Origin of the sequence: Dialister sp. UBA1703 (assembly GCA_002320515.1) — a bacterium.
Lineage (GTDB): Bacteria > Bacillota > Negativicutes > Veillonellales > Dialisteraceae > Dialister.
Window position 1 is genome coordinate 2,115 of the sequence record DCJJ01000026.1, and the last position, 511, is coordinate 2,625.

Below are 511 nucleotides of genomic sequence, written 5' to 3' on the forward strand. Positions count from 1 at the left end.
TAAAAATTCAAGAATAAAAGCAAACAATGATTTAATCAGCGCGTCCCTAGTGAGCTGGTCGGAGTCAATGTCTACGTGTACTGCGCGTATTCTGCATAGAATGCGCGAGTCGGCCAAAGTTGGCCCTTAGCCTGCCCATAAAAGGGCCTTCCTTTTAATTGGTCGACAGACGACCTTTCACTGTCGCTCAGAATGACGTGTGAGAGGCGTAAAAGTGAAGGATAGCGCCGGTTACGAGATGGCCCCACAAGTCGCGGGCTCTTTGGTGCTGACGCACCACCTTCCCCCGCTAAAACGTTGGGACAATAAAAGTGGTGAAGGGGCTGTGAAAAAATGATTTACATTTTTTCACAGCCCCTTTTGTAAACATAAATTTTACGGAAACTGGCCAAATGACAGTCTGCTTCCTGCCTCTACGTCATTTCGAGCGGTGCTGCATGTGGTTATGGATGATCATGCCATTTGTTCTATTGGGGCTCTGAGTCGAGAAATCTCCTGCCACCATGCTGCT